Origin of the sequence: Streptomyces sp. NPDC088923 (genome assembly GCF_044749745.1) — a bacterium.
In the GTDB taxonomy this organism is placed as follows: Bacteria; Actinomycetota; Actinomycetes; order Streptomycetales; family Streptomycetaceae; genus Streptomyces.
On the sequence record NZ_JBIVIO010000002.1, the window covers coordinates 485,338 to 510,820 of the forward strand.

At 70.6% G+C, this 25,483-nt stretch carries 27 protein-coding genes and 4 pseudogenes; 16 read left to right on the forward strand and 15 right to left on the reverse strand.

Annotated features, from left to right (window positions below):
* The first annotated feature begins 291 nt into the window (after nt 1-291).
* Entirely contained in the window at nt 292-720 is a 429-nt protein-coding gene (locus ACIP4O_RS13375; protein WP_401574606.1) for a hypothetical protein, read from the forward strand.
* 169 nt (nt 721-889) lie between these two features.
* Here ACIP4O_RS13375 and ACIP4O_RS13380 read toward each other — a convergent pair whose 3' ends face one another.
* Entirely contained in the window at nt 890-1,444 is a 555-nt protein-coding gene (locus ACIP4O_RS13380) for a TetR/AcrR family transcriptional regulator (protein WP_401574607.1), read from the reverse strand.
* Between the two features lie 97 nt (nt 1,445-1,541).
* On the opposite strand from ACIP4O_RS13380, the gene ACIP4O_RS13385 reads away from it, so the two are divergent.
* Complete coding sequence (locus ACIP4O_RS13385; protein WP_401574608.1) at nt 1,542-2,450, forward strand: hypothetical protein; 909 nt, start codon at nt 1,542-1,544, stop codon at nt 2,448-2,450.
* Between the two features lie 85 nt (nt 2,451-2,535).
* Here the strand turns inward: ACIP4O_RS13385 and ACIP4O_RS13390 are convergent, their stop codons facing one another.
* From ACIP4O_RS13390 to ACIP4O_RS13400, 3 genes are all read right to left on the reverse strand, one after another.
* A complete protein-coding gene (locus ACIP4O_RS13390; protein WP_401574610.1) occupies nt 2,536-3,597 on the reverse strand; it encodes an RNA polymerase sigma factor SigF in 1,062 nt (353 codons plus the stop codon).
* 238 nt (nt 3,598-3,835) lie between these two features.
* The gene (locus tag ACIP4O_RS13395; RefSeq protein WP_008745682.1) at nt 3,836-4,249 is read right to left on the reverse strand and encodes an anti-sigma regulatory factor; all 414 of its coding nucleotides are present in this window, start codon (nt 4,247-4,249) and stop codon (nt 3,836-3,838) included.
* 293 nt (nt 4,250-4,542) lie between these two features.
* Nucleotides 4,543-4,803: a UBP-type zinc finger domain-containing protein gene (locus ACIP4O_RS13400; protein ID WP_361333866.1), complete on the reverse strand. Its 261-nt coding sequence runs from the start codon at nt 4,801-4,803 to the stop codon at nt 4,543-4,545.
* Between the two features lie 522 nt (nt 4,804-5,325).
* Between ACIP4O_RS13400 and ACIP4O_RS13405 the strand changes: the two genes are divergently transcribed.
* Nucleotides 5,326-6,927: a Na+/H+ antiporter gene (locus tag ACIP4O_RS13405; protein ID WP_361333732.1), complete on the forward strand. Its 1,602-nt coding sequence runs from the start codon at nt 5,326-5,328 to the stop codon at nt 6,925-6,927.
* Nucleotides 6,928-7,320: 393 nt separating this feature from the next.
* On the opposite strand, the gene ACIP4O_RS13410 is transcribed toward ACIP4O_RS13405, so the two are convergent.
* Both ACIP4O_RS13410 and ACIP4O_RS13415 read right to left on the reverse strand, forming a co-directional pair.
* Nucleotides 7,321-8,292, reverse strand: a complete 972-nt coding sequence (locus tag ACIP4O_RS13410) for a 1-aminocyclopropane-1-carboxylate deaminase/D-cysteine desulfhydrase (protein ID WP_401574611.1) — start codon at nt 8,290-8,292, stop codon at nt 7,321-7,323.
* Nucleotides 8,293-8,355: 63 nt separating this feature from the next.
* A complete protein-coding gene (locus tag ACIP4O_RS13415) occupies nt 8,356-8,589 on the reverse strand; it encodes a hypothetical protein (RefSeq protein WP_164291757.1) in 234 nt (77 codons plus the stop codon).
* Between the two features lie 450 nt (nt 8,590-9,039).
* Between ACIP4O_RS13415 and ACIP4O_RS13420 the strand changes: the two genes are divergently transcribed.
* Both ACIP4O_RS13420 and ACIP4O_RS13425 read left to right on the forward strand, forming a co-directional pair.
* The gene (locus ACIP4O_RS13420; RefSeq protein WP_401574613.1) at nt 9,040-10,008 is read left to right on the forward strand and encodes a DUF1648 domain-containing protein; all 969 of its coding nucleotides are present in this window, start codon (nt 9,040-9,042) and stop codon (nt 10,006-10,008) included.
* Nucleotides 10,008-10,391 carry a GntR family transcriptional regulator gene (locus ACIP4O_RS13425; protein WP_401574614.1) on the forward strand — a complete coding sequence of 128 codons (384 nt, stop codon included), beginning with the start codon at nt 10,008-10,010 and terminating at the stop codon, nt 10,389-10,391. Before ACIP4O_RS13420 ends, ACIP4O_RS13425 begins: the two co-directional genes overlap by 1 nt.
* A gap of 137 nt (nt 10,392-10,528) precedes the next feature.
* On the opposite strand, the gene ACIP4O_RS13430 is transcribed toward ACIP4O_RS13425, so the two are convergent.
* Nucleotides 10,529-10,972 (reverse strand): RDD family protein, encoded by a 444-nt coding sequence (locus ACIP4O_RS13430; protein WP_401574615.1) that lies wholly within the window; start codon nt 10,970-10,972, stop codon nt 10,529-10,531.
* Between the two features lie 14 nt (nt 10,973-10,986).
* Nucleotides 10,987-11,253, reverse strand: coding sequence for a hypothetical protein (locus ACIP4O_RS13435; protein WP_401574617.1), 267 nt, complete (start codon nt 11,251-11,253; stop codon nt 10,987-10,989).
* Between the two features lie 491 nt (nt 11,254-11,744).
* On the opposite strand from ACIP4O_RS13435, the pseudogene ACIP4O_RS13440 reads away from it, so the two are divergent.
* The 4 genes and pseudogenes from ACIP4O_RS13440 to ACIP4O_RS13455 form a co-directional block, all read left to right on the forward strand.
* Nucleotides 11,745-12,233, forward strand: a pseudogene (locus ACIP4O_RS13440) (transposase); the annotation flags it as partial.
* A 191-nt stretch (nt 12,234-12,424) separates the two neighbouring features.
* Complete coding sequence (locus ACIP4O_RS13445; protein WP_401574618.1) at nt 12,425-13,072, forward strand: restriction endonuclease; 648 nt, start codon at nt 12,425-12,427, stop codon at nt 13,070-13,072.
* Nucleotides 13,073-13,119: 47 nt separating this feature from the next.
* Complete coding sequence (locus ACIP4O_RS13450; protein ID WP_401574619.1) at nt 13,120-14,232, forward strand: helix-turn-helix domain-containing protein; 1,113 nt, start codon at nt 13,120-13,122, stop codon at nt 14,230-14,232.
* 53 nt (nt 14,233-14,285) lie between these two features.
* The gene (locus ACIP4O_RS13455) at nt 14,286-14,588 is read left to right on the forward strand and encodes a GntR family transcriptional regulator (protein ID WP_401574620.1); all 303 of its coding nucleotides are present in this window, start codon (nt 14,286-14,288) and stop codon (nt 14,586-14,588) included.
* Here the strand turns inward: ACIP4O_RS13455 and ACIP4O_RS13460 are convergent.
* Together ACIP4O_RS13460 and ACIP4O_RS13465 are read right to left on the reverse strand one after the other, a co-directional pair.
* Nucleotides 14,485-15,015, reverse strand: coding sequence for an NUDIX domain-containing protein (locus ACIP4O_RS13460; protein ID WP_401574621.1), 531 nt, complete (start codon nt 15,013-15,015; stop codon nt 14,485-14,487). The two genes, ACIP4O_RS13455 and ACIP4O_RS13460, sit on opposite strands and share 104 nt — an antisense overlap.
* Nucleotide 15,016: 1 nt before the next feature.
* Nucleotides 15,017-16,372 carry a tetratricopeptide repeat protein gene (locus tag ACIP4O_RS13465; protein WP_401574622.1) on the reverse strand — a complete coding sequence of 452 codons (1,356 nt, stop codon included), beginning with the start codon at nt 16,370-16,372 and terminating at the stop codon, nt 15,017-15,019.
* Nucleotides 16,373-16,596: 224 nt separating this feature from the next.
* On the opposite strand from ACIP4O_RS13465, the gene ACIP4O_RS13470 reads away from it, so the two are divergent.
* The 4 genes from ACIP4O_RS13470 (at nt 16,597) to ACIP4O_RS13485 (ending at nt 19,650) form a co-directional block, all read left to right on the forward strand.
* A complete protein-coding gene (locus ACIP4O_RS13470) occupies nt 16,597-17,346 on the forward strand; it encodes a hypothetical protein (RefSeq protein ID WP_401574623.1) in 750 nt (249 codons plus the stop codon).
* A 79-nt stretch (nt 17,347-17,425) separates the two neighbouring features.
* Nucleotides 17,426-18,337: an aminoglycoside phosphotransferase family protein gene (locus ACIP4O_RS13475; protein WP_401574624.1), complete on the forward strand. Its 912-nt coding sequence runs from the start codon at nt 17,426-17,428 to the stop codon at nt 18,335-18,337.
* Nucleotide 18,338: 1 nt separating this feature from the next.
* Nucleotides 18,339-19,070, forward strand: coding sequence for a class I SAM-dependent methyltransferase (locus ACIP4O_RS13480; protein ID WP_401574625.1), 732 nt, complete (start codon nt 18,339-18,341; stop codon nt 19,068-19,070).
* 34 nt (nt 19,071-19,104) lie between these two features.
* Nucleotides 19,105-19,650 (forward strand): HAD domain-containing protein, encoded by a 546-nt coding sequence (locus ACIP4O_RS13485; protein WP_401574626.1) that lies wholly within the window; start codon nt 19,105-19,107, stop codon nt 19,648-19,650.
* Nucleotides 19,651-19,845: 195 nt separating this feature from the next.
* Here the strand turns inward: ACIP4O_RS13485 and ACIP4O_RS13490 are convergent.
* A pseudogene (locus ACIP4O_RS13490) lies at nt 19,846-20,632 on the reverse strand (hypothetical protein); the annotation flags it as partial.
* Between ACIP4O_RS13490 and ACIP4O_RS13495 the strand changes: the two are divergent.
* Nucleotides 20,615-20,809, forward strand: a pseudogene (locus ACIP4O_RS13495) (site-specific integrase); the annotation flags it as partial. The pseudogenes ACIP4O_RS13490 and ACIP4O_RS13495 overlap by 18 nt on opposite strands.
* A 1-nt stretch (nt 20,810) precedes the next feature.
* Here the strand turns inward: ACIP4O_RS13495 and sodN are convergent.
* Nucleotides 20,811-21,206 (reverse strand): superoxide dismutase, Ni, encoded by a 396-nt coding sequence (gene sodN / locus ACIP4O_RS13500; RefSeq protein WP_008745663.1) that lies wholly within the window; start codon nt 21,204-21,206, stop codon nt 20,811-20,813.
* A gap of 166 nt (nt 21,207-21,372) precedes the next feature.
* On the opposite strand from sodN, the pseudogene sodX reads away from it, so the two are divergent.
* Nucleotides 21,373-21,708: pseudogene (gene sodX / locus ACIP4O_RS13505) on the forward strand (nickel-type superoxide dismutase maturation protease); the annotation flags it as partial.
* A 167-nt stretch (nt 21,709-21,875) separates the two neighbouring features.
* Here the strand turns inward: sodX and ACIP4O_RS13510 are convergent.
* A complete protein-coding gene (locus ACIP4O_RS13510) occupies nt 21,876-22,520 on the reverse strand; it encodes a CGNR zinc finger domain-containing protein (protein WP_401574627.1) in 645 nt (214 codons plus the stop codon).
* 128 nt (nt 22,521-22,648) lie between these two features.
* Between ACIP4O_RS13510 and ACIP4O_RS13515 the strand changes: the two genes are divergently transcribed.
* Nucleotides 22,649-23,410 carry a class I SAM-dependent methyltransferase gene (locus ACIP4O_RS13515; RefSeq protein WP_401574944.1) on the forward strand — a complete coding sequence of 254 codons (762 nt, stop codon included), beginning with the start codon at nt 22,649-22,651 and terminating at the stop codon, nt 23,408-23,410.
* A gap of 243 nt (nt 23,411-23,653) precedes the next feature.
* Here the strand turns inward: ACIP4O_RS13515 and ACIP4O_RS13520 are convergent, their stop codons facing one another.
* Together ACIP4O_RS13520 and ACIP4O_RS13525 are read right to left on the reverse strand one after the other, a co-directional pair.
* Complete coding sequence (locus ACIP4O_RS13520) at nt 23,654-24,451, reverse strand: amino acid ABC transporter ATP-binding protein (protein WP_401574628.1); 798 nt, start codon at nt 24,449-24,451, stop codon at nt 23,654-23,656.
* A complete protein-coding gene (locus ACIP4O_RS13525) occupies nt 24,448-25,323 on the reverse strand; it encodes an amino acid ABC transporter permease (protein ID WP_361333861.1) in 876 nt (291 codons plus the stop codon). The genes ACIP4O_RS13520 and ACIP4O_RS13525 overlap by 4 nt, the downstream gene beginning before the upstream one ends.
* Nucleotides 25,324-25,483: the final 160 nt, after the last annotated feature.

The following is a 25,483-nucleotide window of genomic DNA, read 5'->3' on the forward strand; positions in this document are numbered from 1 at the left end:
GGGGCGGGGGTGAGGGGTGGGCGGTGAGGGGGAGGGCGAGGATCGGGTGGGTGGTGGGAGCGAGGAGTGAGCGGCGGGGGTGAGCAGTGGGAGCGAGGAGTGAGCGGGGGGGGGTGAGCAGTGGGGATGAGTATTGGGGGTGGTCCGGGCTTCGCTCCCCCGCTCGGTTCCGCCTTCCCGCCGGGAACTCCGCCGCCCCCTTGCGCGTTGTGGGCCCCAGGGGGAGAAACCCGCATGTAAGGGACACCCCTAGGGAACATCCCCCACCCCCGCCCCGCTACCCTGGCACCCGTGAGCAGCGAGCAGACTTCCACCGAACCCGCGCACCGCCCCCGGCGTCTCTTCCTCGCCACCCTCATTTGCGCGGCGGAAGCGCTCGCCCTCGTCGCGGGCGGCCTCTACGTCCTCATCCGTGGGCTCGCGGGATCGGGGGACGCGGGGGACACGGCCACGGTCGGCCTCATGCTCATCGTCCTCGGTGCCATTCCCGGGATCGCCGCGCGCGGCCTGTGGCGCCTGCGCCGCTGGAGCCGCGGCCCTGGGGTCATCACGCAGCTCATGGGCCTCCCGGTCGCCTGGACGCTGCTCAGGACCGACAGCATGTTCATCCCGGGCGGCATCGCGCTCGCCGCCGCCTCGATCGCGGGCCTCATCTGCCTCCTCAACAAGGAGACGACCGAGACTCTCGGCATCCGCGCCCCGAGCGACGCCGCGTCCTGAGGGGGCCGCATCCCGGGTGACGCCGCTCCCCGGCTGACGCCACGTCCCAAGGAGCGCCCCGCTCCGGGTGGTGCCACGCGCTGAGCCACGTCTCGCCCCGAGCGCCGCCCGTACGAGCTCCGACCGCCCCCGCGGCCACCCCTCCGAGGATCGCCCCCCCCGGCCACCCCTACGGAAACACCCCCGCCGCCACCGTACGGAAGTACTCCACCGGATCGCGCCCGGCCAGTGCCGCGTCCAGGCCGCCGGAGAGGGCCAGTGCGGCGAACCCGTGCGCGAGCGACCACGCGGCGAGGCGGCGGCCCTCCTGCTCCCGCTCGCCGCCCCCGCGCTCCGCGACGCTCGACCGCAGCACACCTGCGAGCCGCCCCCGCTCCGCGCTCAGCCCCGCGTCCCCCTCGTGCAGCAGACCCGGCGTGAACATGACGCGGAAGTGCCCGGGATGCTCGCGCGCGAAGCGCACGTATCCGGCGCCGCGGTCGAGAAGTCCCTCCTCGCCCGCGAGCGCGTCCGCGAGCAGCCGGAATCCCTCGGTCGCCACGGCGGTCAGCAGCCCCGCGCGGTCGGTGAAGTGGTGCGCGGGCGCGGCGTGCGAGACCCCGGCCCGCCGCGCGAGCGCCCGCATGCTCAGCGCCTCGGGCCCCCGCTCCGCGAGCGTGTCGACCGCGGCCGTCATGATCGCCCGCCGCAGATCGCCGTGGTGGTACCGCTCGCCTTCGCTCATGCGGACACCCTGCCCGCCCTGTCTGGCCATTGACAAGTTCCGCGCCTGCTTGGCATCTTGACGACGACAAGATGCCAAGCCCGTACGGGGGTACGAGATGACGACGCGAGCACACACGACGAGCGATCCCACGCCCGCACCCGCCCGGGTGCGTCAGCTCTGGCATCTCCTGGAGCCCCTGCACGCGGTCGTCTACTACGCGCCCGAGTCCTACGCGGAGGCCGGGGCACTCGGGCTCGGCACGGAAGAGCGCTGGCCGCTCTACTTCGCGTGGCGCGTCGCGCCGCTCGGCGCCGCACCCGTCGCCGTCGTGAGCGCCGTCTTCCACAGCTTCGAGCCGGGGATGGTCGAGCGCTACGTGACCGGGACGGACGTGACACCCGAGGCGGCCCTGGCCGCCCGGCTGCGCGCGGTGGACCGGACGTGGCGGGCCCTGCTCGGTGACGCCGTCGAGGGTGCCGACCTCGCGGAGGCGGCCCGGCTGGCCCGTACCGCCGCGGAGGCCGCCGTCACGACGGCGCACGGTGCCGCCGCCGGCCGTCCGCTCGCCGCCGCGAACGGTGCGCTGCCCTGGCCCGAGGCCCCGCACCTCCAGCTCTGGCAGGCCGCGACCATCCTGCGCGAGCACCGGGGCGACGGCCACGTGGCGGCCCTCGTGGCGGCGGGCCTCGACGGCATCGAGGCCCTCGTCACCTTCGCCTCGATCGGCGCGGCGCCCCGACCGGTCTTCGCCTCACGCGGCTGGAGCGAGGCGGCGTGGCAGGAGGCGACGAGCCGCCTGGCGGACCGCGGCCTCGTCACCCCGGCCGGCACGGCGACGGACCGGGGCCGCGCCCTGCGTGCGGAGATCGAGCACCGCACCGACACCCTCGCCACCGCCCCCTGGCAGGCCCTCGGCACCGCGTCCACGACCCGCCTGACGGACCTCCTGGCCACCCCGTGGCTCACGATGATCGGCTCGGGACTGCTGCCCGCGGAGAACACACTGGGCATCGGAAAGGTGTGAAAGCGGTCCCTGCGGCAACAGGGGTCTTACGGCGGACATGCCGTCGTCGGGCGGGGGCTCGGCCGGGCGCCGCGAGGCGGTCCGCTCACTCCTCCACGAGGAGTTTGTCGCGGAGCTGGGCGAGCGTGCGGGCGAGCAGGCGCGAGACGTGCATCTGGGAGATGCCGACCTCCTGGGCGATCTGCGACTGCGTCATGTTCCCGAAGAACCGCAGCAGCAGAATCCGCTTCTCGCGCGGCGGCAGATCCTCCAGGAGCGGCTTGAGCGACTCCCGGTACTCGACGCCCTCCAGCGCCTCGTCCTCCGCCCCCAGGGTGTCGGCGACCGCGGGCGACTCGTCGTCGGTGTCGGGGACGTCGAGCGACAGCGTGCTGTAGGCGTTCGCGGACTCCAGGCCTTCGAGCACCTCCTCCTCGGAGATGGAGAGCCGCTGCGCCAGCTCGTGCACCGTCGGTGAACGGCCGTGCTGCTGCGACAGCTCCGCCGTCGCCGAGGTGAGCGAGAGCCGCAGTTCCTGGAGCCGACGCGGCACCCGCACCGCCCAGCCCTTGTCCCTGAAGTGCCGCTTGATCTCGCCGACGACGGTCGGGGTCGCGTACGTGGAGAACTCGACGCCGCGCTCGGGGTCGAACCGGTCCACCGACTTGATCAGGCCGATCGTCGCGACCTGCGTCAGGTCGTCGAGCGGCTCCCCGCGGTTGCGGAAGCGCCGCGCGAGGTGCTCCACGAGCGGCAGGTGCATCCGTACGAGCTGGTTGCGCAGCTCCGCGTACGCCGCCGACTCGGGCTCCAGCGTGCGCAGCCGCACGAAGAGCGCCCGCGCCTCGCTGCGTTCCTCGTTCTCCCGCGCGCTGCGGACCCGATGGTGCCCCGCCCGCGCGGCAGAGGCCTCGTCGGGGACGGTCCTCTCGTCGTGCGGGGTGCTGTCCTCGTGCGGCGTGTCCTCACGTGGCATGGCGTCTTCGTGCGGCGCGGCGTCTTCGTGCTGCGTGGTGTTCCCGGGTACGGGCGGGGCCGCGTCGGTGGCGGCTTCGTCCATCACGGGCCGTACGGGAGCCTCGTCCCGTACCGGCTGCCCGGCCGACGACGGGGCCTGCCCCGTGTCATCCGGCTTGCGCTCCCCCTGCGGGTGCTCCTGCTCGCTCATTCGTCCCGCCCGCTCCACCGCGTCCCTGGGGTCAGGAAGACCCCCTCGCTCGTTCCCCCGTCCGCGGTCGCCCGTCCCGGGCGCTCCCGCCCCGGAGCCGCCCGCCGGGCCCGGAGTCCGGCCGGTCCGCGGGGGACCGGCCGGGGTGGCCGGCCCGGTCCCGTGCGCGTCGGCCTCGCGCGAACGGTCCCGGGCGGCATCCCGCTTCTTCTCACGCACCGGCCCGCCCCCGCCCCTCTCAGACCGGACCAGGTCCGGCACCACGCTGCTTGTAGAGGGAGATGGACACCGTCTTGTCCTCGGACACCGACGACTCCACCTTCCCCGCGAGCGCGGACAGCACCGTCCAGGCGAAGGTGTCCCGCTCCGGTGCCCGTCCGTCCGTGGTCGGCGCCGAGACGATCACCTCCAGCGCGTCACCGATCAGCCGGAACACGCAACGGAGCACGGAGCCCCGTACCGCCTGCTGAAGCAGGATCGCGCACGCCTCGTCGACCGCGATCCGCAGATCCTCGATCTCGTCGAGGGTGAAGTCCAAACGCGCCGCGAGACCGGCCGTCGCCGTCCGCAGCACCGACAGGTAGGCACCCGCAGCCGGCAGCCGGACTTCCACGAAGTCCTCGGTCCCGGGCTCGCCTGCGATAGGGGACACCCTCACCTCCAAGGTGGTACAAGCTCTTTCGGGGCTCCAGGGGTGTGCACCCCCGGATCGCATGCCTCGTCGTTCAGCCGTGACGCTACCGCGCTCCCGGGCCCCCTGTCCCGGGGACCCCCGGCCCTCGCGTCACTCATCGTAAGACCGTGGGCACGATCGGTGGGGCGGTGCGGCGCCCTCGATCCGCGCGACGCGATGCCGGGGTGACGTACCCAGCCCCCACCCCATCGAACCTTCCCCGGTCTCTCGCGCTCAGACCTCTCCGGCGCGGTGCGGCCTCGGGAGACGGCTCAGACCAGCGAGTTGTCCACGTAGCACCAGCGCCACTCCTCGCCCGGCTCGAACGAACGCATCACCGCGTGACCCGTCTCGTCGAAGTGCGCGGTGGCGTGCCGGTACGGCGAGGAATCGCAGCAGCTCACCCGGCCGCACACGAGGCACTTGCGCAGCTGCACCGGGTGGCTGCCCACCGCCAGGCATTCGAGGCAGGTCTCGCTCTGCGCCTCGGGCTCCGGCTCCGGCAGCCCGGGCAGGTGGGGGCAGTCCTTCAACACCGCGTGCTCCTCGTTCCGGGCGCCCGGCCCCTGCCGGGACGCCACCGACACTCCCGCACCCACCCGGTGACACCCGCCATTTCGCGCGGACACGTACGTGGAGTGAGGCAGGGGGGTCAAGATTGTCAGACTACGACAGACCCGCCCGCCCCGCCCGCCACGGCTCCCCTATCCGCCCCGCCCGCCACGGCTCCACCACCCGCCCCGCCTCCGGGGCCCCGTCCGGCTGGTCCCTCCGCCCGTGCCCTCGGCCCGTCCCTTCCGCCCCGCTTGCCCTTCCCGCCCGCCCCTTCCGCCCCCTTCCGCGCGGACACGCCCGCCCCGCCTCTCAGGTCCGGGGGCCGTCCCGCGGCCCGTACCGTCCCGTCCATCCCTCACCCGTACCGTTTCCGTCCATCCCTCACCCGTACCGTTTCCGTCCGCCCCCTGCTCGCGTACGCCTGCCGCCGCCCCCGCTCCTCCCGCCCTCCTCGCTCCTCCCGCCGCTCACGTGTCTCCCGAAGGAGAATCCCCGCGCCCATGGACGCCCTGCCCGTGCTGCTCCTCGTCGCCGGAAGCGCCGCCGTGGCGGGAGCCGCGCGCCGCACCCCGATCCCGGCCCCGCTGCTGATCGTCACGGTGGGGCTCGCCGTCGCCTACCTCCCCGGTGTCCCGGACTACGGCCTCGATCCCGAGATCGTCCTGCCGCTCCTGCTGCCGCCGCTGCTCTACACCGCCGCCGCCGACAGCTCCTATCTCGGCCTGCGCGCGCACGCCCGCGCCATCGGCCTCCTCTCCGTGGGGTACGTCCTCTTCGCGACCCTCGTCGTCGGCTACGTCATCTACCTCCTCGTCCCCGAACTCCCGCTCACCGCCTCCCTCGTCCTCGGCGCCGTGATCGCCCCGCCGGACGCCGTCGCCGCGACCGCCGTGGCCCGCAGGGTGGGGCTGCCGGCGCGGATCACGACGATCCTCCAGGGCGAGTCCCTCGTGAACGACGCCACCGCGATCACCGCCTACAAGGTCGCCGTCGCCGCCGCGGTCGGCGAGGGGGCGAGCTGGGGCAAGGGGATCGGCGAGTTCCTGCTGGCCTCCTTCGGCGGCATCGCCGTCGGGCTGGTCCTGATGGTCCCTCTGCACTGGCTGCGCACCCACCTCACGGAGGCGCTGCTCCAGAACAGCCTGTCCCTGCTCACCCCGTTCTTCGCCTACGCCGTCGCCGAGAAGTTCGGCGGCTCCGGCGTGCTGGCCGTGGTCGTCGTCGCCCTGTACCTCGCGCACCGCTCCTGGCAGGTCGACTTCGCCACACGGCTCCAGGAGGACGCCGTGTGGCGGATGGTCGCCTTCATCCTGGAGTCGGCAGTCTTCGCCCTCATCGGCCTCCAGCTCCCCGTCGTCCTCGACGACCTCGGTCGGTACGACAGCCCGATCGTCATCTGGTACGCGCTGGCCCTCTTCCTCTCCGTCGTCGCCGCCCGCTTCGTCTGGGTCTACCCGGCCACCTATCTGCCCCGCTTCCTCTCCGCCCGGGTCCGCCGCCGCGAACCCGAACCCACCTGGAAGGGCCCCTTCGTCATCGGCTGGGCGGGGATGCGGGGAGTCGTCTCGCTCGCCATCGCCTTCTCCATCCCGGTGAGCGTCCACGACGGCTCGGACTTCCCGGCCCGCAGCCTGATCCTCTTCCTCACCTTCACGACCGTCATCGGCACGCTCGTCGTGCAGGGCGTCTCCCTGCCGCCGATCATCCGGCTGCTCCGGCTCCCGCAACCGGACGCCCGCCGCGACACGCTCATCGAGGCGCAGGCCCAGAGCGAGGCGTCCACCGCCGCCGAGAAACGCCTCGAAGCGCTCCTCACGGAGGAGACCAACACCCTCCCCGGCCCTCTCCTGGACCGCCTGCGCACCGTCCTGGAACGCCGCAGGAACGCCCCCTGGGAACGCCTCGGCGCCGTCAACGACGAGACGGGCGAGTCCGCCGACGACACCTACCGCCGCCTCTCCCGCGAGATGATCGGCGCCGAACGAGCCGTCTTCGTCGAACTCCGGGACCGCCGCCGCATCGACGACGAAATGCTCCGTACCCTCCTGCACCGGCTGGACCTGGAGGAGGCGGCGGCATACCGCGAGGAGAGCGGGGACTGACGGAGGGCGAGGAGCGCGGCAAGGGCCGGGCGGCGCGGCGGGCGACGGCCGCGGGAGTTCGGGCGATGGCGCCGCGGCGCCGGGGCTCTCACCGGGTGGCGGGGCAGCTTCGGGGGCTCGGGGGCTGGGGAACGAGACCGGCGCGGCCCTGTCGGTGACCGTCGCGGCAGCCCGGTTCGACCCCTCGTAGAGGCATTCCCTCGCTTCCTGACGGCACGCTGGATCACCGGGCCTGGCGGAAGGCCTGGTGGAATGCCCGACGGAAGGCCCGGGGAACGCCCGGCGGAACGCGCCGCGTCCGGCTGTCCGGCCGCTGCGGCCCGGTGCGAGGCGACGCGTCCCGCCTCGCCCATGGCTCCGCCCTGCTCCGCTCCGCCCGCCCCGGCTCGCGGCTCAGCGGGGCCGCAGGCCGGAGCTGAGTCCCGGGCCCGGGGCTCCCGTGATCACGGCTGCCACGCGGGTGCCCGGAGGGAAGGCGCCCTCCTCGGCGAGGGAGGCGAGGGCGTGGAGGAGCTTGGCGACGTAGAGGCGCTCCACCGGGAGGCCGTGGCGGTCCTCGAAGTCCCTGGCGAAGCGGTCGAGTGCGGTCGGCAGCCGGCCGTAGCCCCCGGCGTGGAAGCGCTCGTCCAGCGACCACGAGCCGACGGCGGAGCCGAAGGCCGCCGTTTGCAGCGAGCGCACCTCGTCCGCGAGGAAGCCGCCCTTCACGACCGGGATGCCGAGCGCCCGGCTCCCCGGCCCCAGTCCAGCCGCGAGGCCCGCCAGCGTGCCCCCGGTCCCGCAGGCGAGCGCGACCACGTCCGCCCGCCCCCGCAACTCCCGGCCCAGCTCCGCGCACCCCCGTACGGCCGCGGGGCTGCTCCCGCCCTCCGGCACGAGGTAGGGCAGGGCGACACCGGCCTCGCGCAGGAGGGAGCGCAGCGTCTCCGGCTCCCGTTTGCGCCGGTAGCGGGAGCGGTCCACGAAGTGGAGGCGCATGCCGTCCGCGCGGCAGCGCTCCAGCGCGGGGTTGAGCGGCCGCGCGGCCAGTTCCTCGCCCCGTACGAGGCCCACTGTCGGCACCCCGAGCAGCCGGCCCGCGGCGGCCGTGGCCCGCACATGGCTGGACCAGGCGCCCCCGAAGGTCACGAGCGTCTGCCCAGGGACCATCCCCGCGAGAGCCGGGACCAGTTTGCGCCACTTGTTGCCGGGAATCTCCGGGTGTGCCAGATCGTCCCGCTTCAGGAAGAGGCGCACGCCCCGGCGGGCGAAGGGAGCGTCCACGACCTCCCGCAGGGGAGTGGGCAGGGCGGGCGAGCCCAGCCGCTCGCCGAGCGAGGCGGGGACCTCCGGCTGCGAGGCACCGGGGAAGACTGCGGACGGCATCCGCCCATTGTCGTACCCGATTCGCTCGCGTGTACGGACGGGTCGTGCGGGGCCCGCCCCGGCTCAGCGGGGCAGGAAACCGTCGCCGTGCGTGACTATGTGGGACTCCACGGCCTCCAGGGCGCGCTGCGTGGCCGCAGGGTCACCGCTGCCCCTGCGCTCCGCGTAGTAGGCGGCGCCGAGCTGCTTCAGCAGCTCGCTCCCCGTGCGCTGGGTCTGCACGTCGTCGTACTTCTGCTTGCCCTGCGCGAGGCCGCGCTGCGCCTGTTCCTTCGCCCGGTCGAGAAAACCCGCCATGAGGAAGACCCCCTTCTGTTCCCGCACCCTGTCCGTGACGCGTCGGCGGCGTCAATCCACCCTGTTCAGGTCACTTGTCCGCGAGTGCGGTGTGTGTGTCTGTGTGTACTCGTGTGTCCGGTCCAACGGCCGCCGGGCGGGACGAGTTCCCGGCGCGGGAAAAAGATCCGGACGAGATGCGGAGGGAGGTGCTCCGCATCTCGTGAAGGTTTTTTCACGCCTGGGGGTTAGAGGGGCTGTTCGGCGGGGAGTACCTCGACAGTTGTTCGCATAGATTGCGAACAAGTCATGTGGAGTGGGGGCGCGCGGGGCGCCCGCGGTGCGACGCGAAAGGAGCGAGGGGTGTACGGGGGACACGAGGCCAAGGGGCCGGACAGGAACAGGACGGGCGGGCCGCCGGGTACGGGCGGCGGCGCGAGGACGGGAGGAGGGCCCGCACGGTGGCCGGGCGTGCTGCTCGAAGCGGCGCCGTTCGCCGCCGGGTTCGCCGTCACGATGGCTTTCTTCCTGGTGAGGCGGGACGAACTCGGCGACCGCGTCGCCACCCACTTCTCCGGCGGCGGCACGGCCGACGACTGGGGTGCCACGAGCAGCTACCCGTGGGTGTGCCTCGCGCTCTTCGGTGGCCTCGCGCTCCTCTTCGGCCTCGGCGCCGCCCTCCCCGGAGCGGGCCTTTCCGGGCGGAGCGCGTGGACGGCGACGGGCTGGGGGACCGCGGGGCTGCTCGGGTACCTCCTGAGCGCGGTGCTCGTCGTGAACGCGCACGCGGTCGCTGACGGGGCCGAAGCCCGGCTGCCCTGGGCCCAGTTGGTGGCAGGACTGGGCGCCGCGCTCCTCGCCGCCGCGGCGGGGACGATGCTGCGGCGCCTGATGCCCTCAGTCCCGCACGGATCGGAGCGAGAACCACTGCCCGGCGCCCCGGAGCGGCTGGCGCTGCGGCCGGGGGAGCGGGCCGGCTGGTCGGCGCACAACACCTCGGCGCTGCTCACCGGGCTCGGCGCGGGGACGTTCCTGCTGGGTACGAGCCTGCTCGCGGCCGGACTGGTCGGCACGGGGCTCCCCCTCATGCTCGCCGGACTGCTGATCTTCGCGCTGAGCGCCGTGCGCGTCACCGTGGACCGGCACGGCCTCACGGTCGCCGCCGGCTATCTCCCCTGGCCCCGTACCCGCATCGGCCTCGACCAGGTCGCCACGGCCCGGGCGCAGCACGTGAGCGCGCTGGAGTGGGGCGGCTGGGGATACCGGGTGAGTGCCAGAGGGACGGGAGTCATCCTGCGCTCGGGCGAGGCGCTCGTGGTGCGCCGGGAGAACGGGCGGGACTTCGCCGTCACGACACGGGACGCCCGTACGGCGGCGGCACTCCTCAACACCCTCGCGGCGGGCGGGGACGGCTCCTCCCCACGACCAGGCGGCGGCTGATGCTCTTCCGCACCGACCCCTCGTCACCGGTCCCTCTCGGCGAGCAGATCGCGGCCTCGGTCCGTGCCGCCCTCGCCGAGGGTTCCCTCAGCCCGGGCGAGCGCCTCCCGGCGGCGCGCGCGCTCGCCGACTCGCTCGACGTCAACGTGCACACGGTCCTGCGGGGCTACCAGCGGCTACGGGACGAGGGCCTGATCGAACTGCGCAGAGGCCGCGGGGCCGTCGTCGTGGAGATGGAAGGCGCCCGCTTCCGCGCCGGCCTTCTCGCCCGCGTCACCGAACTGGCCTCCGAGGCGCGCCGCCTCGGCGTCACGGAAGAAGAACTCCTCGCCCTCGTCCGCCAGTCCTTCACGCTTGGTCCCGCGTCGGTGAGCGAGACCTGAGGCCGCCGAACCGCGGCACGACCCGCTCCGCCGCAGAGGTGGACCCACGGGACACGTCGGGCGGCGCCGGTCCGTTGGGCGTTCGGCCACGGGGCACAGGACCCCGACGCTGTTCCACCGGGCGCGCGGAGGCCGGGTCAGCGTCGTACCGTGCGCAGACCCACCGCGTCCTGCTGTTCCACACCGCTGTCCGTTGCGAGATGGAGGGGAACGAACACGATCATCCAGTAGAAGCCGAACAACCACCGGGCGACGAGGCGGAAGAAGCCGGGGCGGCGGCCGTCGGCCGCGCGGACCACGCGCAGGCCGGTCAGCAGTTTCCCGAGGCTGGCACGGACCGCGTACGTGAGCAGGACATGGTTGAGGAAGGAGAGACCCACGGCCGTGCCGAGCGCGGCCCCCCAGACCGCCGGGGACGCGGGACGCAGCTCCACGACTCCGTCGGCCACCTTCACGCCGGCCGCCGCCCCGGCCGCAAGACCGCACAGCAGGGCGACGAGGGCGTCGACAACCGCCGCGGAGACGCGGCGCACCTCTGCGGGGGCCAACCGCTGGTCGATCGTGCGTTGTGGGGCAACCATGGCTTCGCGCTCTCTCACTTCCCCGCTCCGGATCTCTTCTTCTCGGCCTCTTCCCGCTCGACGCGCTTGAGCGCCCGGTCCATCGCCGCCCGCGCGTGCGCCGGGGCGTCCTTCATCCGCTGCTTGTGGCTGGAGAACTCGCCGCGCAAGCGCTCACTCCCGGGGCCCTTCCAGGTGTCCGTGCCGCAGAGCTTCTCGACGTTGTCCACGGAGCTCTCCAACTCGTCGGCGAATCGCTTGAGTCCGCGCAGGTTCTCACGGCGTTCGCCCTCTCGTGACATGGTGTCGGCTCGCTCAGTTCGGTTTGGTCAGCTTGGTGACCACGGCGCGCAGCGTGCTCTTACCGACCGGGCGCGCTTCGATGCCGGTCGGGGCGTTCGGGTCGTCGACGTACACCGTCCGCAGGCCTCGTCGGTCGCGTACGTCGCCAGGAGCGGGGGAGTGTCCGCCAGGAGGACGGTCTGCCCGACGGGCAGGGTGTTGTCGATGGCCCGGCCGAGCGCCCTGCCCACGCCCTCCGGCGTGATCTGCGGAAGGGCCCGTCCGTTGCCGGGACCTCCAACGGGCCCATGAGGAGCGGCGCCATGCCCGCCGCGTCCTTCGTCGAGCCGACGAGGACGAACGTGTGCGGACCGCCGTAAGCGACACGCTCTACGAGGCGCGAATCCTCGGTGCACGTGGACGAGCAGGTGAGCGAGGCTCGGTGTTCGCCAATTCGACCGCTTCGCCGTGCCGGGCCGCCCTCTCGGGCGCAACAAAAACCGTCCCCGGTCCCCCACGGCCACGAAGGCCGTACGGAACCGGGCGCGGAAGTCCTGGTCCTGGCGGCGATCGTGTCCGCGGCCACGTCAGGCTGTACGTGGCAGTAGTTGCCCATGGCGTTGTTCGGTCCGTCCGGTGCAACGGCCCATCGCTGGTTCAGCGAGTGGACGAAGGCATGCGTCTGCGCCAAGCTGCACCGCCTGGTCCTCGACGAACTCGGGGGCCCGCGGGGAGTTGGACTGGTCCCGGTGCCCGATCGACTCGGTGGACATGCGGGCCTTGGAAGGGGGCCTGACAGGTCCGAATCCTGTCGACTGGGGCAAATACGAGTCCAAGATCCACCTGATCACCGAGCGGGACGATCTGCCCGTAGTCGTCGCGATTTCCGGCGTCAACGTCCACGACAGCCAAGCCCTGATCCCGCTCGTGAAGGGCATACCGCCCATCCGCTCCCAGCGAGGCCCCCCGTTGGCGAAGGCCCGGCAAGCTCCACGCCGACAATATCCGCGGAGCCGTCACTTATAGGATGTGAGCATGCCTGACTCTACTCAGTCACCCGACGAGACGTCTGACCTAAGGGAGGGGGAGGGGGAGGGGGAGGGGGAGGGGGAGCCCCTCTCTCGCTGGGGAAGGTTCGCCGCCGGCATAACAGGGCTGGCGCTCTCTGGGGCGGGAGCGCTTGCAGTTTTCGTGACTAAGAATCAGGCTGGCTCCGTGGCGCTGGTATTAAGTGGAATTATATTTCTGCTGATGTTCATTAGTGGAAATCCGCTTTTGAGTCTAGGTCACGGTGATACTCAAATGCGGTTCGCGACAAGGCGTAGACGCGTAATTGAGGAGGCGGAAGAGGCGCCCCCGCGTGAAGCCCGTAGTGCATTGGAAGCGCTTAGCACGATGGACCCGTTAGCATCACGCGATGCCTCATTTATTCGAACATCGGCCAGAGTGTATGAGCGGCTTGTATATGCTGAACTTTTGCGCCTATTCCCCGAGTTCTCGGTTAGTCAGGAGGGAATTGACAACAGTCTTTTCGACATCAGCGTTGTGACTCCAGACCGGCATGTGATCTCTGTCGAGTTGAAGGCACTGCAGAATCCAGTGTCAACATCAGTGGTTCATCGGCTTGCGGGGGTGGTGGCCATCAGCATTACAGGCGGCCTACTGGTGTCAAACCAGAGGCTCACACGAGCCGCAGAGGAAGCATTGCGTCGAGCGCAAGAAAGTGGAAACAAGATTTCTTCTGTGCAGTGGCGTGATGAAAGCGATAGTGCCGCACTTAAGGGCGCGGTACTTGGTCTGCTGCGCGAGGTCGGCTATATTTCATCAAATGGACATTAACTTCCCGCAGGACCGTGCAGGGGCAGCGGGGGGAAGGGTTCAGTAACTTGAAAATTGAGTGGAATGAGGAATTGGAGTCCGTATGGATTGATGATGGCGCCTATGTTTTTCGGGGGAATTGCCAAGTTGAGCGCGACCTCATATCGAAAGTCGAGTTGCGCTTCCTTCGTGAAACGTTGGAAGATTCATCAAGGGTGATTTCCGCAGATAACCCTAATGGGGTTCCTATTGATTTCTGTGTCACTTCGACGCGGGAGTCTCAGGGGGTATTCTTCGGGCATCGCGGCCAAGTTCGTCGCGGAGGTGAGCGGGAAACGGTATACGAGTTTTTCCATATCACGGAACAAGGTGAACTTGCTTTCGTTTTTTATGTTGAATATCCGCATGTTGGCGTCGAGGAGGAGATTAACGAGCGGACGTCGCTATATTTCGAAAGATTGTCGGTTAGGATTCACTCGTTGAAGCATTATGCTGGCGATTCTGGTTATCCGCCATCCTGGGAGATCGTCATTATTCCGCCCGAGGATTGGACGGTCTCCCAGTGTGCCGAGGTATCCGAGGGCGTAGGAATTCTGCTCAGTCAACGTCGAGCGAATCCAGATTCGGCCTTAGGGGCGTACACTTTGGTCCTCTCTGGTAGGCCGGATCTGCTGTTGGGGCAGGTTGAGTCCGACTGGTTGGATGTGAAGCAAAAGGCATACGGGATCTCGATCCCCTCTCAGAAATATGAATTTGCTTGCGACGTCGCGGCATTCGCCAACTCTTCAACGGGTGGGATTCTGATCGTTGGCATATCGACGGAAAAAGATTCCGCCGGGAGGGAGCGTCTGAGTCAGCTGTCGCCGTGCAAAACTGGCTCGTTGCATCTGCAGACCTATATGCAGGCTCTCGTCGATAGAATAGTTCCCGTGCCTGAGGGGCTTAAGGTTGAAGTGGTGCCCGCGCGGGGAGGGGATTTGCTCGTTGCGTATGTTCCCGTACAGCCTGAAGAACTTATGCCGTTTTTGGTTAAGGGTGCGATTATATCGGACCGAGTTTCGGGGTCGTATTTTTCGATCCCCCAACGAATTGGCTCCGATAAGTTCCCTGCTAGCGCGGAATCTGTTCATTCGATGTTGGTCGCCGCACGGGCTATCTTCCGGCTGAAGTCCCAAGGCTGAGTGCGGCATTCGCCTCAACTTGGTGCGGCTGCAGGAATCTTGGTGTCGAGTGAATGAGTGGCGTGAGAGGAGACGAAGTGGCGAAGGCCAGCCCACGCGGAATCCACCTGGTCATTGCGGAGGCACTGCGGAAAGAGATCAAGAAAGGTGAACCTCTGCTCTTGGAAGCTGCCCTCATGCGCACGCATAACGCCTCACGCAACACCATCCGTCGGGCCCTCAGGGTTCTTGAAGACGATGGTGTTGTTGATATTAGCCCCACCCGTTCAATGAGACTTCTGAGCCCCCTGCTAGGTACCCGTGGAGGGCACTCGCGGTGGTCTCCACGAAGTTTTCGGGGATGGTGCCGGTGTTGACCCAGCGGACCTGGGCGTGCTTGCGGGGTTCGCGGTTTTCGGGTTCGCCGGTCCACTCGTGGGTGGCGAAGACGACGGTGAGGAAGCCGTTTGGGGCCTCAACTCCCCACGCGCTGTGGATGATGTGGGCCACCTTGAGGGACTCCGGCTTCACAATCAGGCCGGTCTCCTCGTAGAGCTCGCGGACGGCCGTCTCGGTGATGGGCTCGCCGGGTTCGCTCTTGCCGACGGGGAGGTCCCACTGGCCCTGGGCGAACTTGGCGTTCTCGCTGCGCTGGAGGAGGACGACGCGGTTGGTGGCCTTGTCGTGGACGATGACGGCCGCAACCAGCAGAGTCATGGATTCGAGCGCCGGCTTGAGGGCCTTCGGCTGGTCGTTGGTCTGCTGGGCCACGGCATTCCCTTCGTCGGGCGGGTTGTTGGGCATGTTAGGCGAGGGCCTCGCGGGCGCGGCGGGCGAGATCGGCGGCGCCGGGGACACGGCGGCGCTGGTAGACCGCGAGGGTGGAGCGGAGCGAGGTGATCGCCTTGCGGGTGCGGTCGGAGGTCATGCCTTCCATGAGGACCAGGGCCTGCGTCCAGGCGGCGACGGCTTCGTCCGCGCGGGCCTGGGCGGCGAGGCTGTCGCCGAGGTCTGCGTGGGTGAGGGCGTGGACGCGCTTGTACTTCGCGGGGTCCCAGCGGGTGAGGGCGTCGCGGTGCTGCTGCTCGGTGCCGATGTGGTCGGCGAGGTCGGTCAGGGTGCGTGCGGTGTGGCTGGCCACGGTGCCGGCGGCGGGGCCGCTGACGCGGGAGTAGCTGGGCTGGGGGCCGTCGTCCCGTAGGAGGGCGTCCTCGGCGGCGAGCAGGGCGCCTGCGGCCTGGGGGTTCTTGTTGACTGCGGCGTAGGCGCGAGCGTGGGTGATGTGGAGTAGTGCCTCGGTCCGACCGTCGACGCGGCCGAGACCGGCGCGTAGGGCGCCCTCGACGAGGTCAACGCAATGGTGGGGCTGCTTGAGGCTCAGAGCCTGGTGTGCGAGGGCGCGCATCATCCAGGCTGCGTGGCCGTGAGGGTCTGCTTCGCAGGAGAGCTTGTAGCCGACCTGGTAGTAGCGCTGGGCGGCGCCTTCCTGGCCGAGGTCGTGGTGCTTCCACCCTGCGAGATAGGCGAGTTCGGCGACGGCGCCGAATGCGGCCCGGCGTAAGACTTCGTTGGGGAAGCGCCCGCGCAGCATCGGGGCGGCTGTGTCGGCGAGGTACGCGGTGACGGTGGTCAGGCCGTGCCCGCCGCCGAGGCGCTCGTCAGCGGCGCTGAAGGCCGCCGTGATCTGCCGTACGACGTCCACGTCCTCCGCCCCCACCAGGGAGGTACCGGTGCGGGCCCGGAGCATGCGGGTGGTGGCTTCGTGGTCGTATCCGAGCGGCATGGCGACGCCGGCAGTGGTGAAGGCCGCGATGGCGAGGAAGTGGCGGCGCTCGACATCGGCACGACCCAGGTCGGTGGCGGCGAGGACAGGGTCGGGTTCTGCCAGCGCTTCGTCATCGCCGACCTGGAGGCCGATCTCGGTCCGGGTGATGGTGCGTCCCGATCGGCGGGACAGCGCCTCGGCCAGGTACTGACCCACCCGGCCCGACGGGGCGCGGGTGCCGTTCACCCAGTGCGAGATGGCCGACTTGTTGGTCTGGAGGATCTCGCCGTTCTCGGCGGCGATGCGCCGTACGTCCCTGGCGAGAGCCTCGTAGGTGCAGTCGACCGCCGCGACGATCTCGCGCAGACGGGAGTTGGGGTCTCTCTGCGCCGTCACGATCGCCTCCGTCCTGGAGCTGTAAACCGCGTATACCGCTTCAACTGCCCTCCACCGTACCCACTGAGCGTGACCGCCGGTTCACTTATCAGCAGCCGCCCGGAACGGCGCGACCGTGATCCAGGCTCCCCCTTGGTCCGGGCGGCACCCCGAAGTTCCGTACGTCCACACCGGGTTCGGGCATTCCTGTGCCCGAACCCGGCCCATCAGAGACGGAGAACACGGTGACCACCATCGACACCACGGCCATCACGGTCGAGCTGCCCGAGGCGTTCGACCCGCGATGGAACCGCCTGCCCGGCATCCAGGTCGACGGCCGGCGCATCACGATCGACCCGGCCGACTACTTCTTCCGCTTCGAGTCGAGCACCTGGCTCGTCGCCGACTGGGGGCTGGTCAAGTCTCAGCTCCTGGACGTGGACGAGACAACCGAGAGCGCGGTCGAGCAGCTCGCGCTCGACTTCATCAAGCAGCACAGCGAGTCCACCTCCGACGCGGCCCGCGTCCTGGCCACCGCGTACGAGGTGTACGCGTACCTCTTCCGTGAGGAGCACCTGGCCGGCCTCGGCCTGCCGCAGATCACCGCCGAGCACCTGCGCATGCTGCGCGAGGCGGCCACGTTCATGGCGCTCAACAAGGTCGAGGTGGACGGGCACATCTCCAACGTCGGGCCGTGCTGGTTCTTCCCCGCCGCGACGTCCGTCGTCTTCGACCTGGACGACGACATGGGCGGGATGCTCGACGAGGTCTACCACGGCGGCTGGTTCAACGAGCACCGCCGGATCGAGTCCATCAAGGCCCACGCCGCGCTCGGCGGCCGGCTCGTGCACGGCTGCCAGTCCGTGCCGGACCAGTCCGGCGGCGTGGTCGCGCCCTACGGTGCCTCGATGGCGAACTTCCGTGACGACCTGGCCGAGTTCAAGGCGGGCTGGATCGAGCAGGTCTACGCCCACCGCGTGAACCCCGCCGCGTAACCCGCCACCCGATCAGGCTCCGGGGCGGGCCGACCGCCCTCGCCCGCCCCGGACGCCGCCACCTCCCCGGAGCCTCCCCGTGACCACGAATCCCAGCGTCGAACTCCTTGACAACCTGCTCACCGCGACCGGCCAGACCACCGCCGTACGGGAGGAGGTGCGCGTGTGGTCCATGTCCGGCGTCGAGCGCGTGACCTTCCCCGACGGCTCCACGGCCATCTTCAAGTACGCGAAGAAACCCTTCGACAGCGAGGACCAGGCCCTCCGCCTGGCCCACACCCTCGGCGTTCCCGTCCCCCGAGTCCACGCCTCTGCCGTTCTGAACGGATGGCTCGGCATGCTCATGGAGGACCTGGGGCCGTCCGTCCGCGAGGCCGACGACCTTGACGGCGTCGCTGCGGCCGTCATCCTGCACAGCACCCGTACGGCCTCGCGCTTGCCTGTGCTCGACCAGGAGCGGCTGCGCGTGCTGCCCGCCCGAGCGCTGGACCACCTCGGCCGGCTGCGCAAGGCCGACCGGTGGCAGGACACCGACGATGTCGAGGACGCGCTCGACCGGATCGCCCAAGCGGCTGGGGCCCGTTCGGCCGGAGCAAGGCTGGAACCATTCGGGTGGGTGCACTCCGAGTTCCACCCCACCAGCCTCCACATCGGCGAGCGCGGTTGGCGGTTGCTCGACTTCGCTCGTGCCTTCACCGGCCCCGGCCTGCTCGACTTCGCCAGCTGGCACGGAACCATCGATGCCCCACACCCTGTCCGCCTGCGCGTCCTCCTGGAGCAGTACGTCACCGCTGGCGGCACCCCCGATGCCCTCGCCCCGCGCGGCGGTCTCACCGCCGAGAACTGGGCCCTGGGCTGGCACCGCATGTGGGCCGTCGAGTGGTTTATGGAGCAGGCGATCCGCTGGATCAACGACCCGGCCACCGACCCCGCCTACATCAAGGCCGTCCGCCGCCACCTCACCGACGTCCTCCACCTCCTGGAGATCTGACGTGCTCGCCCAGGCATCCCCCTGGCACGCCCACGCCCTCCAGCGCACCGCCGCCGGACCTGCCCAACCCCTTGCCGTACCCGCCCGGATGGAATGGACCACGAGACCCGGCCAAGGGCCTGGAGCCGAAATCCTCGGCCCCGACCTTCGGGGCAAGCGGCTCCTGGAACTCGGCTGCGGCCCCGGCCACAACGCCGCCCACCTCGCTACCCTTCCCCAAGCTCTCGGCTTCGCTCGAGCAGGGGACACCCCAATCGGCGCCCGCGTCACCGGCGTCGACCTTGTCGGCCTGCAGGTCCGCCGCGCCCGCTCCCACTACGGACGGCTGGACAACCTCACCTTCGTCGCCGGGCACGCCCTGCACCACCTGCGCGCCTCCGACGAGCCGTTCGACGCGATCTACTCCGTATTCGGCGCCATCGGGCTTGTCGCCCCCGAGCTTCTGCTCCCGGCCATCGCCCAGCGCCTCACGCCCGGCCGGGTGCTCGCCTTCTCGGTTCCGCACCCGCAGCGCGGCGGCCGAAGCCCCGCCGGAGACGACCGTCCTCGCCGCGACCACGTCACCCTTCCTGACCATACCCGCCTCCCCATCGCCCGCTGGGAGTTCTCCGCGGATCGGTGGGAGAAGCACCTGCGTCACGCGGGCTTCTGGCTCACCTCGGCCCAGGAGTTCCACGACCCCCGCATGGGCCACTGGCCCACCACCCTGCTGATCCGCGCCCGCAAGCTCTGACCAGCCACTCGCCCCGGGTTCCCTGGAGGAACCGATGCGCCTGCCCTACCTGCTCCTCGACATCGACGGTGTCCTCATACCCTTCCCCAACGCGGACGGCTCGACCCCGGCCACCCACGTTCGCCACGACGTCGTCCCCGTCGGCCGCAGCGTCGACAATCCGGTCACCGTCTGGCTCAACCCCGACCACGGCCGCCTGCTCATGGACGTCATCCACACCGGCTTGGTCACTCCGGTCTGGTGCACGAGTTGGCGCCAGGACGCCACCACCCTCATCGGGCCCCTCCTCGGCCTCCCGGCCTTTCCACACGTTGATTTGCCGCGTCCCCAGATCACCACCAGCCATCCTGATGGCTACCTCTGGAAGCGCGACCACGTCGACGGCTGGCTCGGCGACGCCCCCGCCGTCTGGATAGATGACGACTTCACCAACCTCGACCACACCTGGGCGGCGGAGCGCACCGCCAAGGGAACGCAGACTCTCCTCGTACAGCCCGACCCGCACCTCGGGCTGCAGCCCGAGCACCTGGCCGAGATCACGACGTGGGTTGCGCAATTACCCGTAGCGCGAGCCGCCTGACGACTGATGCCTTCGCTGCCACGGGCAGCGAAGGCATCAGCGTGCGCTGTGGGTGCCGCCTGTGAAGGGATCTGTGAAACGGCGAGGGCTCCTCGTTCCATTCGGGCCGCCGCTCAACGGCATGGGTATTTTCTACGAGCGTCGCGCGGCGTTGGTTGGAGCCGCCTGCTAGGACTTGCCCCCGGTCGGTCTCCGAGACGGCAGCGCGTGAGCCTTGTGAATCTCGTTGTGGAGGGTCTTGTCAATGTCTTGCTCGAAGCGGCGGGCGGTAGTGGCTCGCGGTGCGCGGCGGGCCAGGTCCGCCAAGTCGGGTGTGGCGGCGTGCTGATAGCCCGCCTGGAGGTGGCGGAAGGCTTCCTCGGCCGCAGCGGCCTGCTGTTCGTGGCCGCGCTGTGCGTGTCACTTGGCGGCGGCGCGGGCCAGGTGCACGGTGGCGAAGAGGAAGGCGATGGCGAGTCCGCCGGGCTCGGTGGAGGCGTAGGCGAGTTCCTTGACGGCCTTGCGCAGGGCGGTGGCGGCCTGGTGGCCGGCGCGGCTTGCGCTTCTCCCGGCGAGCGCTCCCATGGCGAAGGTGGGGAGCGCAGTCGGCTTGTGCTCCGGGCCGGAGATTTGCCAGGCGGGGCGGTTGCGCTGGTGTCCGCGTTCAGCAGGCCGCGCAGGTCCTCCTTGTGCCGGCCTTCGGGCCGAAGATGGTGTCGGCCTCGTCCACCAGCAGCGCGGGCGGGTTCTGGCCGATGACCCGGAAGACCGCAGCCGACGAGGTGTTCACGGTCATCAGCGGCTGGTGCACGGTCTCGTGGAGCACGTCCAGGACGCGGGACTTGCCGCAGCCCTTGGTCGGCCTCACCACCGCCAGCCGTGGCGCGGGCTGGAGGGCGGGCTGGACGCGGGAGGCCGCAACGCGCAGCGTGACCGCCGTCAGTGCCTCGTCCCTCGCACCGGCGGCGTTCCCGGTCCCTGCACCGCCGTCAAGCAGGTCCAGATGGTCCTCGGCCACGCGTCCGCCGTCATCACGCTGCGGATCTACGCGCACCTGTGGCCGGGCGAAGAAGACCGCACCCGGTCCGTGATGGACGCCGTTCTCGGCGGCCTGCGGACCGGGTGCGGACCGGTAGGCGACATGACCAGCGAAAGCGCAGGTCAGACAGCCAAACCGTAAATCAGGCCTTCTTGGTCTCCCAGAAGATCTTGTCGATCTGGGCGATCAGGTCGAGCGCCTTCTGGCCGGTGGCCGGGTCGTTCGAGCCCTTGGCGGCCGAGAGGGCCTTGAGGGTGTCGTTGACGAGCTGGTGCAGCTCCGGGTACTTCTCGAAGTGCGGAGCCTTGAAGTAGTCGCTCCACAGGACCGAGACGTGGTGCTTGGCCAGCTCGGCGCGCTGCTCCTTGATGATGATGCAGCGCGTGCGGTAGTCGGCGTCCTCGTTGGCCTGGTACTTCTCCTGGACGGCCTTGACCGATTCGGCCTCGATCCTGGCCTGCGCCGGGTCGTAGACGCCGCAGGGCAGGTCGCAGTGGGCGCTGACCGTGACCTTGGGGGCAAACAGGCGGGAGAGCATGAAGCTGTCCTTCCTCGTGATCGTCTTCTCAGGTGGGACATTACTCCGTGAGGCCCTGGTTTTCTCGGGTGCCCCCAGGGGCCTAGGCCAAAAGTCCGGGGTGAGACTAGGGGCCGGCCGGTCCTGAGGACGGTGCCGGACGGGCACGAGAGAGGGAGGTTGGGCGATGTCGGAGGCGGAAGGGCGCGTGCGCATAGGGGAATCGAGGATTCCGCTCGGCGTGGCCGAGGTGCGGGGGCCCTCGATGCTGCCCACGCTGCGTCACGGGGACCGCTTGCTCGTCCGTTACGGCGCTCGGGTCAAACCGGGTGACGTGGTGGTGCTGCGCCATCCGTTCCAGCAGGACCTGCTCATCGTCAAGCGGGCGGCGGAGCGCCGGGGCGCGGGCTGGTGGGTGCTCGCCGACAACCCCTGGGCCGGGGGCGACAGCAACGACTACGGCGTCGTGCCGCAGGAGCTCGTGCTCGGGCGGGTGCTCGGGCGGTACCGGCCGCGCAGGCCGGAGGGCGAGGACCGGCTCGTCGCCGCGACGGCGGGCGGCGCGGGTACGGGCGGCACCGGAGCGGGCGGCGCGGGTACGGGCGGCGCGGGGGCGGGGCTCGCGGGCGGTACGGGGAGCCCGGGCCAGGACGCCGCCCCTCGGGAGCCCTCGGGTCAGGCCCCCTCGGGTCAGGACTCCTCGGGGCGGCTCGCGGCCGCCGTCTCCTTCGTGCGCTGGGGGTTCGGTTCGGTGCGCTCCGTCTCCGGCTCGGCGGCGGCGCGGCGCTTGCGGGCGCGGTAGGCGGCGACGTTTGCGCGGGTCGCGCAGCGGTCGGAGCAGTAGCGGCGGGAGCGGTTGGTGGAGGTGTCCAGGTAGGCGTTGCGGCAGGGCTCGGCCTCGCAGATGCCGAGGCGGTCGACGCCGTACTCGGTGAGGTGGAAGGCGAGGCCCATCGCGGCGACGGCGGCGTATCCGGCGGTCGCGTTCGAGGGGTGCTCGGCGAGGTGCATGTGCCAGCGCGGGCGCCCCGAGGCGTCGAGGTACTCGTGGCCGGAGATCTGCGGTGAGACCGGGTATTCGAGGAGCAGCGAGTTGAGCAGGTGCACCGCCTCGTGCTCCTCGCCGCCGTCGGCGGCCTCGAAGATCGCGCGCAGCCGGGCGCGCACGCCCCGGAAGCGGGTCACGTCCGCATCGCCCGCGCGCCGGGCCGCCTGCGTCTCCGCGCCGATGAGCGCGCGTACCGCGTCGACCGAGGTCAGCGTGTCCTTGCGGCGTCCCGGTTCCTCGGTGTTGACGAGACGTACGGCGTAGTCCGAGTAATAGGCCAGTTCCACTTGTTGTCCTTACAGGGGCGGACTAGGGTGCGCATGTCGACCGGCCGTAATGGTCCGACATGTGTAGAGAGTATTACTTCCCGGGCGGGTTCACGTGCGGGTCCCGCGCGGACGAGGTGGAGGCGGAGATGGGTACGGGCGGCGGTGGCACCGACTTCGGGGCCTGGCAGGAGAGCTGGGACCGTCAGCAGGAGTGGTACATGCCGGACCGCGAGGAGCGGTTCCGCGTCATGCTCGAGATGACCGAGGCGCTCGTCGGCACCGCGCCGCGGGTCCTCGACCTCGCCTGCGGTACGGGAAGTATCACGGACCGCGTGCTGCGCAGGTTCCCCGAGGCCCGCTCGACGGCTGTCGACCGCGATCCGGCGCTGCTCGCGCTCGCGCGCGGCACCTTCGCCGGGGACGCCCGGGTCGATGTCGTGGACGCGGACCTGACGGCGCCGGACTGGTACGAGGCGCTGCCGCACGCCACGTACGACGTCGTGCTCACCGCGACGGCGCTGCACTGGATGCCCACCGCGGCACTGCGCACGCTGTACGGGCAGCTCGCGCCGCTCGTGCGCGAGGGCGGCGCCTTCATGAACGCCGACCACATGCCCGACCCCGCCACGCCCCGTGTCAACGCCGCCGAGCGGGCGCTGCGGCACGCCGTGATGGACCGGGCGCGCGAGGCGGGGGCGCAGGACTGGGACGCGTGGTGGGCGGCGCTCGCCGAGGAGCCCGAACTGGCCGGGCCCGTCGCCGCGCGCATGAAGCTCTTCGGCGCGCACTCCGAGGGCGATACGCAGCCGCCCGCCTGGCACGCGGCGACCCTGCGCGAGGCGGGCTTCGCGGAGGCCCGCACGGTGTGGGCCTCGCCCTCCGACGCGCTCGTGCTCGGGCTGCGCTGAGGGCGAGGGCGACGAGGGCGGGGGCGACGACGAGGGCGAGGGCGCGAGGCGGGGACGCGGACACGGGACGGACGCGGCGTACGGAGCCGAGGCGCGTGGCCCGGCCCCGTACGCGTACCGCCTCATCGGCGGCCCGCCCGCCTCGTCGGCAACCCGCCCCGTCTCACCAGCAACCCGCCCCCGCTCACCGGCCGCCCGCCCCGTCTCACCGGCCGCCGGCTCCGTCCCGCCGCGCCCCCGGCCTCACAGCACCTTCGAGAGGAAGGCGCGGGTGCGGTCGTGCCGGGGGTCGGTGAGGACCTCGCGGGGGTGGCCCGATTCGACGACGACGCCGCCGTCCATGAAGACGAGCGAGTCGCCGACCTCGCGCGCGAAGCCCATCTCGTGCGTCACGACGATCATCGTCATGCCGCTCTCCGCGAGGTCGCGCATGACGTCGAGGACGTCGCCGACCAGTTCGGGGTCGAGCGCCGAGGTCGGCTCGTCGAAGAGCATCAGCTTCGGCTCCATCGCGAGCGCGCGGGCGATCGCGACGCGCTGCTGCTGGCCCCCGGAGAGCTGCGCCGGGTAGCTGTCGGCCTTGTCCGCGAGGCCCACGCGCTCCAGCAGGGCGCGGGCCTGCTCGCGGGCCGCCGCCTTCGCGACGCCCTTGACCTGCGTGGGGGCCTCGATGATGTTCTCCAGCGCGGTCTTGTGCGGGAAGAGGTTGAAGCGCTGGAAGACCATGCCGATGTCGCGGCGGCGCAGCGCGACCTCGCTGTCCTTCAGCTCGTGCAGCTTCTCGCCGCGCTGCCGGTAGCCGACGAGTTCGCCGTCGACGTACAGGCGCCCCGCGTTGATCTTCTCCAGGTGGTTGATGCAGCGCAGGAACGTCGACTTGCCGGAGCCCGAGGGGCCGATGAGGCAGAAGACCTCGCCCTGCCGGACCTCCAGGTCGATGCCCTTGAGGACTTCGAGGGGGCCGAAGGACTTGTGGACGGCTTCGGCGCGGACCATGGGCACCTGCCCGCCGGCCGTCGTCGCGGGGACGCTGTCGCTCATGCCATGCCTCCGTTCGGGCGGCCCAGCGAGAAGGCGCTCGCCCGGAGTTTCTGCCAGGGGGTCGCGGGCAGGGCGCGGCTGGAGCCGCGCGCGTAGTACCGCTCGATGTAGAACTGCCCGATGCTCAGGACCGAGGTGAGGATCAGGTACCAGGCGGCGGCGAGGAAGAGCATCTCGACGGGCGCGCCGGAGACCTGGCCGATGTCCTGGGCCGCGCGCAGGAGTTCCGGGTACTGGACGGCGGCGACGAGCGAGGTCGTCTTGAGCATGTTGATGACCTCGTTGCCCGTCGGCGGCACGATGACGCGCATGGCCTGCGGGATCACGATGCGGCGCAGCGTCTTCGCGTGGCTCATGCCGAGCGCGTGCGACGCCTCCGTCTGGCCCTCGTCGACCGCGAGCAGCCCGGCGCGGCAGATCTCCGCCATGTACGCGGCCTCGTTGAGGCCGAGGCCGAGCAGCGCGGTGAGCAGCGGGGTCATGAAGCTGGCCCAGTAGTCCTTGTAGAGGGGGCCGAGGTTGATGTACTCGAAGACGAGGCCCAGGTTGAACCAGACCATGAGCTGCACGAGGACCGGTGTGCCGCGGAAGAACCAGATGTAGAACCAGGCGATGGACGAGGTCACCGGGTTCTTGGACAGGCGCATGACGGCGAGGACCACGCCGCCGACGATGCCGATGAGCATCGCGATGACGGTGAGGAGCATGGTCTTGCCGAGACCGCTCAGGATGCGGTCGTCGAAGAAGTAGTCGGGGACGGCGCCCCAGTTGATCTTGCCCTGCGAGAAGGCGTAGACCAGCGCGCCGAGGGCGGCGAGCGAGACGACCGCCGCGACCCAGCGGCCGTAGTGGCGCACGGGGACGGCGCGGATGGCCTCGGCGGGGCGCGGGGCGGTCTTCGTCGGGGAGACCGGTGCGGCGGCACCGGCCGCGGTGGTGCCCACGTCGGTGGGCCTGGCGTCCCGGGGCCCGGACGCGCGGTCCGGCTCCGGGGGGGTGGTGGGGTCGTCGGGGGACACGCGTACTGCCTTC

What these genes read in the sequence shown, in the direction of transcription:
- ACIP4O_RS13380 (WP_401574607.1), bottom strand. Translation starts at nt 1,444, where the DNA reads ATGAGCGAAGGCGAGCGGTACCACCACGGCGATCTGCGGCGGGCGATC.
- ACIP4O_RS13385 (WP_401574608.1), top strand. Translation starts at nt 1,542, where the DNA reads ATGACGACGCGAGCACACACGACGAGCGATCCCACGCCCGCACCCGCC.
- ACIP4O_RS13390 (WP_401574610.1), bottom strand. Translation starts at nt 3,597, where the DNA reads ATGAGCGAGCAGGAGCACCCGCAGGGGGAGCGCAAGCCGGATGACACG.
- ACIP4O_RS13405 (WP_361333732.1), top strand. Translation starts at nt 5,326, where the DNA reads ATGGACGCCCTGCCCGTGCTGCTCCTCGTCGCCGGAAGCGCCGCCGTG.
- ACIP4O_RS13410 (WP_401574611.1), bottom strand. Translation starts at nt 8,292, where the DNA reads ATGCCGTCCGCAGTCTTCCCCGGTGCCTCGCAGCCGGAGGTCCCCGCC.
- ACIP4O_RS13415 (WP_164291757.1), bottom strand. Translation starts at nt 8,589, where the DNA reads ATGGCGGGTTTTCTCGACCGGGCGAAGGAACAGGCGCAGCGCGGCCTC.
- ACIP4O_RS13425 (WP_401574614.1), top strand. Translation starts at nt 10,008, where the DNA reads ATGCTCTTCCGCACCGACCCCTCGTCACCGGTCCCTCTCGGCGAGCAG.
- ACIP4O_RS13430 (WP_401574615.1), bottom strand. Translation starts at nt 10,972, where the DNA reads ATGGTTGCCCCACAACGCACGATCGACCAGCGGTTGGCCCCCGCAGAG.
- ACIP4O_RS13435 (WP_401574617.1), bottom strand. Translation starts at nt 11,253, where the DNA reads ATGTCACGAGAGGGCGAACGCCGTGAGAACCTGCGCGGACTCAAGCGA.
- ACIP4O_RS13455 (WP_401574620.1), top strand. Translation starts at nt 14,286, where the DNA reads ATGAGTGGCGTGAGAGGAGACGAAGTGGCGAAGGCCAGCCCACGCGGA.
- ACIP4O_RS13460 (WP_401574621.1), bottom strand. Translation starts at nt 15,015, where the DNA reads ATGCCCAACAACCCGCCCGACGAAGGGAATGCCGTGGCCCAGCAGACC.
- ACIP4O_RS13485 (WP_401574626.1), top strand. Translation starts at nt 19,105, where the DNA reads ATGCGCCTGCCCTACCTGCTCCTCGACATCGACGGTGTCCTCATACCC.
- sodN (WP_008745663.1), bottom strand. Translation starts at nt 21,206, where the DNA reads ATGCTCTCCCGCCTGTTTGCCCCCAAGGTCACGGTCAGCGCCCACTGC.
- ACIP4O_RS13515 (WP_401574944.1), top strand. Translation starts at nt 22,649, where the DNA reads ATGGGTACGGGCGGCGGTGGCACCGACTTCGGGGCCTGGCAGGAGAGC.
- ACIP4O_RS13520 (WP_401574628.1), bottom strand. Translation starts at nt 24,451, where the DNA reads ATGAGCGACAGCGTCCCCGCGACGACGGCCGGCGGGCAGGTGCCCATG.